Annotated in this window: 4 protein-coding genes; 1 reads left to right on the top strand and 3 read right to left on the bottom strand. The window is 70.7% G+C overall.

What is annotated here, in order from left to right; genetic code table 11:
* Positions 1–29: 29 nt before the first annotated feature.
* The 3 genes from SLW56_RS04505 to SLW56_RS04515 form a co-directional block, all read right to left on the bottom strand.
* Positions 30–1,958 carry a tetratricopeptide repeat protein gene (locus tag SLW56_RS04505; RefSeq protein WP_295912311.1) on the bottom strand — a complete coding sequence of 643 codons (1,929 nt, stop codon included), beginning with the start codon at positions 1,956–1,958 and terminating at the stop codon, positions 30–32.
* A 679-nt stretch (positions 1,959–2,637) separates the two neighbouring features.
* Positions 2,638–3,456 (bottom strand): UDP-2,3-diacylglucosamine diphosphatase, encoded by an 819-nt coding sequence (locus tag SLW56_RS04510; RefSeq protein ID WP_017912885.1) that lies wholly within the window; start codon positions 3,454–3,456, stop codon positions 2,638–2,640.
* Complete coding sequence (locus SLW56_RS04515) at positions 3,453–5,168, bottom strand: lysophospholipid acyltransferase family protein (RefSeq protein ID WP_267093515.1); 1,716 nt, start codon at positions 5,166–5,168, stop codon at positions 3,453–3,455. Before SLW56_RS04515 ends, SLW56_RS04510 begins: the two co-directional genes overlap by 4 nt.
* Before the next feature lie 206 nt (positions 5,169–5,374).
* Between SLW56_RS04515 and metK the strand changes: the two genes are divergently transcribed.
* Entirely contained in the window at positions 5,375–6,586 is a 1,212-nt protein-coding gene (gene metK, locus SLW56_RS04520; protein WP_010342184.1) for a methionine adenosyltransferase, read from the top strand.
* Positions 6,587–6,724: the final 138 nt, after the last annotated feature.

Here is a 6,724-nt window from a genome sequence, read left to right on the forward strand (position 1 = left end):
ATCGCCGGCAGGAGAAGTGCCGGGCTTGCTCAGCCGAGCGCGTCCCGGCGGGTGTAGGCCAGCACCGTGTCGATCCTCGACTGCAGGGCGGCGCGCGCCTCCGCCGACAGCCCTTCGCAGTGCGCGAGCACGAAATAGGCCGAGCGCAGCACGTCCCGCCAGCGCGGGTTGCTAGGCAATTTGGAGACCGCCAGGTAGCGCTCCATCGCCCGCGCACGCAGGCGGCCGTCGTCGATGTTCACGCGCCAGATCCGGCTGCGCTCGGCCAACTCCAGGCGACCGGTCGCGGTGGCGCGCTCCCAGGTGTCGATGACCGCCAGCATCAGGTCGACCAGCGCGCGCCGGAAGGCATCGCGCAACGCAGGCGCGGCGGCCTCCGCTGGCGTGTGCTCGGCCTGCGCGGTGTCCGCCACCGCACCACGGTCGCGTTCCTGCAGGCCGAGGACGACCAAACCATCGCCGCCGCGCCAGGGCGTGAAGGTCACGGCGAGCGGCGTGCCATGCCGTGCGACGATCTCCAGGCGTTGCGCCGCGCTGTCCTCCATCCGCTCCAGCGCCGCCTGCAACGCCGGGCGGTCGCCCTCGGCAACGCAGGCGAACACCGGCTGCCCGACCGGTTCGGCGTCGTCCGCGCCGCCGAGCAGGAGGCGGCCGGCACGATTGGTTGCCAGCACCTGGCCTTCGGCATCGAGCAGGCACAGCGCGTCCTCGCGGCTGTCGAGCAGGGTCTGCAGCAGGCTGCGATCCTCGGCCAGCGCATCCGCCTCTCGCCGATAGCGGGCCAGTTGCTCCTCGTGGCGGACCTGCCGTGCGGCTTGCAGCAAACGTTCGCGCTGGCGGCGACGCTGCAGCCACAGCCACAGGCCGAGCGCGGCGGCGACGCCGGACACCAATGCCAGCCACAGCAGCAACGTGCGTTGGCGCAGCTGGACCTGGCGCAGGCGGTTCTCGCTTTGCAGGGCATCGATGGTGCGCTGCTTTTCGGCGGTGTCGAAGCGGATCCGCAGCCAGTCCAACTGGCGATCGTGCTGCGCGCGGACCAGCGCCGCGGCCTCCGCATTCGCGCGCCGCAGCGTGGCGATGGCCGCCGCCGTATCGCCACTGCTTTCCTGCAGCCGCGCCAACTCCTCCAGCAACGGCACCCGCACCGGATCGCCGCCGGCGGCCGCTGCCAGCGCCGCGCGCAGGCGGGCCGCAGCGGCGGCCGCGTTGCCTTCGAGGCGGGCGGTCCGCGCCAGCTGCAACTGCAGCGCGGACGGCAGCGGCAGCGCCCATGCCTCGGCGAGCGCCAGCGCACTGGAACTCCAGCGCTGCGCCTGCGCGACGTCGCCGAGCGCCAATGCCGCGCGGATCAGGCCATCGTGCACACGCAGTTCGTACACGCGGCGGCCCTGCGCCCGGTACACGGCAAGCGCCTCCTGCAGCCAGGCCAGCGCCTGCGGCGTGTCGCCGCTGTCGAGCGCCAGCTCGGCCATGGTTTCCTGCACGTGCGCGGCCTCGATGGCGTCGCCCTGCGCGCGGTTGGCGGCCAGCGCATCGCGGTAGTAACGCATCGCGGTGTCGGACTCGCGCAGTTCGCGATACACGTCGGCGATATTGGTCAGCACGGACGCAGAGACCGCGCCGCGCGCGCGCTGGATGTCCAGGCTCAGCGTCAGGTTGCGCAGGGCACCGCGAAAATCCCCGAGCCGGCGCAGCGCCGCACCGACGTTGTTCAGATCGCGCGCCTCGCCCATGCGGTCGTGCAGCGAGCGGGACAGCGTGGCCGCGCACTCGAAGCGCGCCAGCGCCTGCGGCAGGCGTTCGCGGCGGAAATCGAGAATGCCGCGGCGGCGGGTGAGCTCGTAGCGCAAGCGCGCGCCGCCGGCATCGCCGAGGTTGGCCTGCGCGCAATCCAGCGCCTGCTCGGCGGCGTCGAAGCGGCCGCCATCGAGTTGCTGCTTGGCACGTGCAAACAATGCCGCGACCCGCGCTTCGCCCGCCGTGTGCGGCGTCGATACGCCCGCCTGCTGCACGCACAGCAGCGGATCGGGAAGCGGACGTGGCGCGGCGGGCTCCGCGCAGCCATAGATCGTGTTCTGCGCAATCGCGGCCGCGCTCGCCGCGAGCAGGACGCCCAGGCACGCCCATCGCAGGCATGTCCGCGGCCGCGTGCCAGGCGCGGTGACGTTCGCCTGGACGGAATCGCCAGAAACGGCGGACCAGGCCGAGCCGAACCATGTCCCCATGGATCTGCGCGACCGGCCGCACAACGCCTTCCCTGGTTTCACGGTCTCCACAACTCCAGAACTGATCGGGATGCGGCGCACGCGCGCCGCAGCGACATGGATCAGCGTGAAGCCCGGGCGCGAACGTGGGTTCCTGCCAGGGCATGTCGCGCCGACGCATCGCAGTAGACCCGATGCCACGGAAGCCGGGCAAGCGCGCGCGGTGGTGATGCACACCACACACGGGTCATCGTGGAATAGCGGTCACACTGCGTTCTACGCTTCCGTCCACTGCAAGGACGGCGGTGCCACGCCCAGGGCGATTCGCGACAAGGGCACCTGCGGAGCGCGCAGGTGCGGCAGCAGTGGAACGCACGACCTGCCAGTCACGCGCCAGGCTGTGCAGCGCCGCCTGGCACGATCGGCTGATTCAGGCCGCGCGCGGCCAGACGTTCTCCTGCACCAGCCGCAGGCGCGGCGGCAGTTCGCGCAGCACGTCGCCGCGGTGCGAGAGCAGACGCAGGGTGCCGTCGGCCTCTTCGGCGAGCGCGGTGAGGTTTTCGACCCAGTCGCCGTCGTTGGCGTAGACCAGCCCGTCGCGCTCGAACAGCCCGGCGCGGTGCACGTGGCCGCAGATCACCCCGTCCAGGCCGCGGCGGCGCGCGTCGTCCAGGCCGGCAGTGACGAAGCGCTCGATGTAGCGCTCGGCGGCGCTGCTCTGCCGCTTCAGGTAGTCCGCCAGCGACCAGTAGCGCATGCCCAGGCGGCGGCGCACGCGGTTGGTCAGCTGATTGCCGGTGAGGATGCGGTAGTACAGCCAGTCGCCGAACTTCTCCTGCAGGCCGCCGAACTGGGTCACGCTGTCGTAGTCGTCGCCGTGCACCACCAGCAGGCGACGCCCGTCGGCGGTGGCGTGCACCGCGCGCCGGCGCACCTGCATCGCCGGCAGCGCCAGCCCGCAGAAACGGCGGATCGGCCGGTCGTGGTTGCCGGGGACGTAGATCAGTTCGGTGCCGCCGCGGGCCAGCGCGTGCAGCGCATCGACCACGCGCTGGTGCGCCGCGCTCCACACCGCGCGGCGCTGCGCCATCCACCAGAAGTCGACGATGTCGCCGACCAGGTACAGCTGGTCGCAGCGCAGGCCGCCGAGGAAGTCGGCCAGCTCGCGTGCGTGGCAATGCGGTGCACCCAGGTGCACATCGGAGACGAACACCGCGCGGCGCGGCGCCAGGCTGTTGAGCGGACTCATGCCACCACCTCTGCTTCGTTGCGGGGACGTTCGAGGTAGCGCGCGCGCTTCTTGCTGCGGATGCGCTGTAGATCCAGCTCGATCAGGCCGTCGACGGCGTCGTTGAACGCAGGGTCCACGCCGAAGGCGAGGAAGCGCGCACCGCCGGGCTCGCATAGATCGGTGTACTGCTTGTAGAGCATCGGCACCGCCGCGCCCAGCGCGTCGAGGTTGCCCTTGAGCACCTTGAAGGCCGTGTCGGCGTCCAGTTCGTCGAACGCCGACGGCGCTTCCGGATACGGGAACGGCCGCGCCGAGGCGGCTTCGCCGCTGGCGTCGCCGTAGTAGCGCGCGTAGTAGGCCACGATCTGCTCGCGCGCCGCGTACGGCAACGCGGCGCTGATCGACACCGCACCGAACAGGTAGCGCACCTGCGGATGGTCCTGCAGATAGGCGCCGATGCCCTGCCACAGGTAGTCGATGCTGCGGCTGCCCCAGTAGTCCGGCACCACGAAGCTGCGGCCCAGTTCCATGCCCGCGGCGATGCGCGGCAGCATGCCCTCGCCGTAGCGGAACAGTTCGGCGGTGTAGAAGCCGGCCAGGCCGCGTTCGGCCAGCACCGGCGCACCGCGCGCAACCCGGTAGGCGCCGACCACGCGGGTGGCGGCGCCGTCCCACAGCACGATGTGCTCGTACCAGGTGTCGTAGTCGTCCAGGTCCAGGCGCCGGCCGGTGCCCTCGCCCACCGCGCGGAAAGTGAGTTCGCGCAGGCGGCCGATCTCGCGCAGCAGCGCCGAGCCGGCGCGCAGCCGGCCAACGCGGATCTGCTTGCCGTCCAGGGTATGGCCGAGGCTGCGCAGGCCGGCCACTTCCACGGCCAGTTGCGCCGGATCCTCGGCGGCGACCAGCGCTTCTTCGCTCGGCGCGGCCTGCCCGCCGCTGCGGCCGAGCGCGTACAGCTCGCTGCGCAGGCGCCGCATCAGTTCGGCTTCGGGCAGGTCCTGCGGCAGCGCGCGGGCGCGGCCCAGGCTGAGCGCGATGCGGCGCTCGCGGCGGGCGAACATCTCCCGCGCCAGCAGCGCGGTGCCGGCCGGCTTGAACAGCGCCGAAGCGCCGTAGAACAGCGCCGAATTGCGTGCATGGATGCGCACCGGCAGCACCGGCGCGGCGGTGCGCAGGGCGAAGCGCAGGAAGCCGCGGCGCCAGCGCCCGTCGGCGACGCCGCCCCAGCCCAGCCGCGAGACCTCGCCGGCCGGGAACACGATCACGCATTGCTCCTGCGCCAGCGCCTGCTCGATCGCCCGCACGCTGGCCGGCGACGGTGCGCCGCCGAGGATGCGCACCGGCAGCAGCAGGTCGCGCAGGCCTTCCAGCGCCCACAGGAAATCGTTGGCGACGATCTTCACGTCGCGCCGCACCTGGCCCACGCAGTCCAGCAGCGCCAGCGCATCCAGCGCCCCGGAAGGATGATTGGCGACGATCAGCAGGCGCCCGCGCGCCGGGATGCACTCGGCGGCGGTCGGTGCGACCACATAGCGGGCCTGCAGGAAATCCAGTCCGGCCTGGACCAGGGCGAAACCGCGCAGGTCGCGGTTGGCCTCCAGGAACGCGTCCAGCGCGTCCAGTCCCGACCATTTCTGCAGGCCGCGCAGCAATGGCCGGACCAGCCGCGAGCGGCGTCCGGCAAACCAGTGCGGGTAGCGGTCCTGAAGACGGCGTTCGAGTGCGAGCACGGCAAGCCCCCTTGCTGACTGCGCACAGCTTCGGCCGCGGCGGCGACACCGATCTTGCAATCTGACTACGGCAAAGTGACGGGCGCACCATGGCGCGCCAACCGGTTAACCTTGGGCAACGTCCGACCCGGGCAGCATGCACGCCGCCCGGCGCCCGTGTATCATTCGCCTCCATCTTTTCATCCGAATACAAGGATATAGCCGCGATGTCCAGCTATCTCTTCACCTCCGAGTCGGTCTCCGAAGGCCACCCGGACAAGATCGCCGATCAGATCTCCGATGCGGTGCTCGACGCGATCCTGACCCAGGACAAGCGCGCGCGCGTGGCCTGCGAAACGCTGGTCAAGACCGGCGTGGCGATCGTCGCCGGCGAAATCACCACCAGCGCCTGGATCGATCTGGAAGCGCTGACCCGCAAGGTGATCCTGGACATCGGCTACAACAGCTCCGACGTCGGCTTCGACGGCGAGACCTGCGGCGTGCTCAACCTGATCGGCAAGCAGTCGCCGGACATCAACCAGGGCGTGGACCGCAAGAAGCCGGAAGAACAGGGCGCTGGCGACCAGGGCCTGATGTTCGGCTACGCCACCCGCGAGACCGACAGCTTCATGCCGGCCGCCATCCACCTGTCGCACCGCCTGGTCGAACAGCAGGCCAAGGTGCGCAAGAAGAAGAACTCGCCGCTGGCGTGGCTGCGCCCGGACGCCAAGAGCCAGGTCACCCTGCGCTACGAAGACGGCGTGGCGACCGCCATCGACGCAGTGGTGCTGTCCACCCAGCACGATCCGGACATCAAGCAGAAGCACCTGGTCGAGGCCGTGCGCGAGGAAATCCTCAAGCCGGTGCTGCCGGCCAAGTGGCTGCACAAGGGCACCAAGTTCCACATCAACCCGACCGGCAAGTTCGTGATCGGCGGGCCGGTGGGCGACTGCGGCCTGACCGGGCGCAAGATCATCGTCGACACCTACGGCGGCTGGGCGCGCCACGGCGGCGGCGCGTTCTCCGGCAAGGATCCGTCCAAGGTCGACCGTTCGGCCGCCTACGCCGCGCGCTACGTCGCCAAGAACGTCGTCGCCGCCGGCCTGGCCGACCGCTGCGAAGTGCAGGTGTCCTACGCCATCGGCGTGGCCGAGCCGACCTCGATCTCGGTCACCACCTTCGGCACCGGCAAGATCGCCGACGACAAGATCGAGAAGCTGATCCGCAAGCACTTCGACCTGCGTCCGTTCGGCATCATCCAGATGCTCGACCTGATCCACCCGATGTACCAGCAGACCGCCTCGTACGGCCATTTCGGCCGCACCCCGAAGGCCTTCACCTACACCGACGGCACCGGCGCCCAGCACCAGGCCACGGCGTTCTCGTGGGAGAAGACCGACCGCGCCGAGGCGCTGCGCGCGGACGCCAAGCTGAAGTAAGCCGGCCTGCCCGCGCTTGCAAGAAAGAACGGGCCGCATTGCGGCCCGTTCTGCGTTTGGGTGGTGGGAACCGGCCAGTGGCGGACACTGGCAACGGCCATGCAGGCAGGGGTGCGCCACGCCGCAGGAACGCTTCCG

The organism is Xanthomonas sp. LF07-6 (assembly GCF_034105445.1).
Lineage (GTDB): Bacteria > Pseudomonadota > Gammaproteobacteria > Xanthomonadales > Xanthomonadaceae > Xanthomonas_A > Xanthomonas_A sontii.